Raw genomic sequence first — 3608 nt, forward strand, 5'->3', positions numbered from 1 at the left:
GGGTGTGGTCCACAATCCGTGTTCCACCCGTCAGCTGGACCTCGGTCCGCAGGCGGATATCCCCGCTGGAAGCCCCGAAGCGGAGTTCCAGGTTGCCTGCCTCAACAATCCGCTTTCCGTCCCGGCTGGTGAACGATGCCACATCAGCGGGCACAGTGAAGGAAACCACTGCCGAAGCTTTCGCCTCCAGCGGTACGCGGGCATAACCCACCAGCTTCTGCACGGGCCGGACCACTGAGGCGACCGGATCGTGGAGGTACAGCTGAACGAGCTCGACGCCGGCCCGGTTACCGGTGTTCGTGACGGTGACGCTGGCGTTCACCGCGCCTTCCACCGCGACGGTCGAGGGTCCCTCCAGTTCCAGGCCGCTCCATTCGAACGTGGTGTAGCTAAGGCCGTGGCCAAAGGGGTAAGCGGCCGCAGTATCGATATTGGAGACGCTGCTGGCTTGGGCCAGTGGAGAAGCCAGGTATGACGATGGCTGCGCTCCCGGCCGGGCGGGAATGCTTACCGGCAGCCGGCCACTGGGGTTGACGCTGCCGCTGAGGATCTTCGCCACGGCCGGTCCGCCTTCCTCACCGGGGAAGAATGCCTGCACGATGGCGGCGGCGTTTTCGACCGCGGACCCCACCGCATACGGCCGGCCGGTGAGGAGCACCAGTACTACGGGCACGCCGGTTGCAATCAGCCGGTCCAGCAGTTGCTGCTGGACACCCGGGAGCACCAGGGATTCCACGTCGCAGCCCTCGCCGCTGGTACCCCGGCCGAACAGGCCGGCCCGGTCACCCATGACGGCGATGACGACGTCGGCGGCATTGGCGGCAGCAACGGCGTCGTCAAATCCCTCGGTGGAATTACCGTCGATGGCGCAACCGGCCGTAATTGTGATGGGGCTGTCCGGGAATTCGGCCCGCAGGGCCTGCGCCACGGTGGGCAGTTCAATGCCAACAGGCACGTCCGGGTGCTGCCCGCCGACATGTGCGGGGAAGGAGTAGCAGCCAAGGAAGGCCTGAGGGTTGTCCGCGTTGGGCCCGATGACGGCGATGCGGCCGGGATTGCGCAGCGGCAGGATGCCGTTGTTGCTGGCCAGGACGATCGACTCTTCGGCAATCCGGGCAGCAAGCTCCCGGTTGCCCTTGGTGTCAAGGGTGATGCTGCCCTCCAGCCCGGCGGTGCTCTGCAGATCGGTGCTCTTCACGTCGGTGTCCTGCAGGGCAGGGGGAACGGGCGACCAGTCCTCATCCAGCAGGCCCAGCTCGATTTTCTGCACAAGCACGCGGCGCAGGGCACGGTCAATGAGGCTTACAGGAACGCGCCCGGCTTCGACTTCAGCCGCGAGGTGCTCACCGAAGGCGTGCACGGTTGGCAGTTCGACGTCGACGCCGGCGGCCAGGGCGGCTGCTGCGGCTTCGCCGAGGGACCCGGCGACACCGTGCAGGTTTTTCAGGAAGGCGATGCCGAAGTAGTCGGCCACCACAGTGCCGCTGAAGCCCCACGTGTCGCGCAGGAGCCCAGTGAGCAGGGAGGCGTCTGCAGCGGAGGGGACACCGTCCAGGTCGGTGTAGGCATGCATGACGGAGCGGACGCCGGACTCCCGGACGGCCATTTCGAAGGGCGGAAGCAGGACGTCTGCCAGCTCGCGGGCACCAACGGAGACGGGGGCCAGGTTGCGGCCTGCCTTTGACGCCGAGTAGCCCACGAAGTGTTTAAGCGTCGCGACGATGCCACTGTTCTCCAGGCCCTGGATATAAGCGGTGGCCAAGGTTCCGATCAGGTAGGGGTCCTCACCAATAGTTTCTTCCACGCGGCCCCAACGCGCATCACGTACCACGTCGAGGACGGGGGCAAGGCCCTGGTGCACGCCCACCGAGCGCATGTCAGCTCCAATGGCGGCACCCATCGTACGGATGAGTTCAGCATTGAAGGTGGCGCCCCACGCCAGCGGCACGGGGTAGGCGGTGGCCTGCCAGGCGGCAAAGCCTGCCAGGCATTCTTCATGGACCAGAGCCGGGATGCCGAAGCGGTTCGCGGCGGCAATACGCTGTTGGGTCCGCTGAAGCGACAAGGCGCCCAGCGCCGGGTCCACGGGGGCCGTGCCGAACGGCCTGGTGAGCTGTCCCAAGCCGTGCGGCAAAATTTCATCGAGGTCCACCGCGGGGTTCATCTCATTTTGGTGGGGCGCTACTTCACCGCCCTCAGTGGATGCACCCACCCAGACGCCGAACAGCTGCGCGGTTTTTTCCCGGACCGTCATAACGGCGATCAGGCTGTCAGCGCGCTCCTGGGAAGTGGACGCGGTGTCGCGCCACGGCGCGCTGTGAGTTTTAGTTTCTGTCATGATTACTTTCCGCCAGCGCCCATCAGGCCCTGGACAAGCGCGCGGCGCGCGAAGAGGTAGGCGAGCAGTACGGGCACCATGGACAATGTCACGGCGGCCAGGAGCCCCGGAATGTTGATGCCGAACTGCGTCTGGAAGTTGAACAGGCCGAGGGTGACCACCCGGGTAGATTCGGACTGCGTCAGAATCAGCGGGAAAAGGAATCCATTCCAGGCCTGCAGTGCCGAGAACACCGCGATGGTGGACAGGCCGCCCTTGGACAGCGGCAGAACCAGGCGCAGGAATGCGCGGGCCGGGGTGGCTCCGTCCATGGCCATTGCTTCGTAAAGCTCGGGAGTAATGTCCCGCATGGTTCCGCTGAGGATGATCGTGCAGATCGGAAGGGCGAAGGCCGCCGTCGGAAGAATGACACCCAGGAGGTTGTCATAGAGGCCCACGGTGTTGATCAGATAGAACACGGGAACGATGACGGCCTGGGCGGGAATCGCGAGGCCCAGCAGGAACAGGCGGAAGATGACCGACGCGGCACGGCTCTGGCTGCGCACAATGGCATAGCTGAGTGGGGGTACCAGCAGCAGGACGAGGCCCACAACACCGGCGGTGACGATGACGGTGTTGAGGAAGTAACGGCCAAAGCCGCTGCTGATGGCGTCCACGTAGTTTTGCAGGGTAAAGCTGCTGGGGAAGGATAGCGGCCCGTTGTCGCCGAACTCCGCACGCGTCTGGAAGGTCGCGGACAGCATGACGTACAGGGGAACAGCAACGATGGCCAGCCAGATGAAGGCACCGATGCCTGCGAGGTAATTCGGACGGGTTTTCATTTAGAGCCCCTCCAGGGAACTGCGCATCTTGTCGTATCCGGACACCCGGACCACAGCGAAGGAGATGGCCGTGGAGATAACGACGAGTACGAGGGCGATCGCGCTGCCGGTGCCGAAATCGAACCTCCGGAAGGCTTCCTGGTACATGTGGAAAGCCGTGATGGTGGTGCCGGTTCCCGGTCCGCCGTTGGTCAGAATGAGGACTGTTTCGAAAGTGGTCAGGCCGCCGACCACCATGAGGATCACGGACGTCACGATGCTGTTCTTAAGCTGCGGCAGGGTGATGCTGAAGAACTGCCTGACGGTGCCGGCGCCGTCGATGGACGCGGCTTGCTATAGGACCGGCGGGATCTGACGGGCGGCACCTTGGTAAATGAGTGTGTGGAACGGCGTGAACTGCCACATGCCGACGAAGATCAGGACGGCGATGGCACCGGTCTGGGTGCCGA

3 protein-coding genes are annotated in these 3608 nt (G+C 64.6%); all 3 read right to left on the reverse strand.

Features of this window, described 5'->3' with window-relative positions; genetic code table 11:
• Nucleotides 1–2338: beta-xylosidase/alpha-l-arabinosidase (locus tag AC5RWX_RS31400; RefSeq protein WP_494100106.1), on the reverse strand; the 2338-nt coding region annotated here is incomplete at its 3' end.
• A gap of 2 nt (nucleotides 2339–2340) precedes the next feature.
• On the reverse strand, nucleotides 2341–3159 hold the full coding sequence (locus AC5RWX_RS31405; protein WP_494100107.1) for a carbohydrate ABC transporter permease: 819 nt from the start codon (nucleotides 3157–3159) through the stop codon (nucleotides 2341–2343).
• The gene (locus tag AC5RWX_RS31410; RefSeq protein WP_494100108.1) at nucleotides 3160–3480 is read right to left on the reverse strand and encodes a carbohydrate ABC transporter permease; all 321 of its coding nucleotides are present in this window, start codon (nucleotides 3478–3480) and stop codon (nucleotides 3160–3162) included. It abuts the gene before it with no gap.
• Nucleotides 3481–3608: the final 128 nt, after the last annotated feature.

The sequence above is a fragment of the Arthrobacter sp. SPT-J7 genome, from assembly GCF_059089965.1.

Coding starts and splice junctions, on each gene's coding strand:
- AC5RWX_RS31405 (WP_494100107.1), bottom strand. CDS start 3,159: ATGAAAACCCGTCCGAATTACCTCGCAGGCATCGGTGCCTTCATCTGG.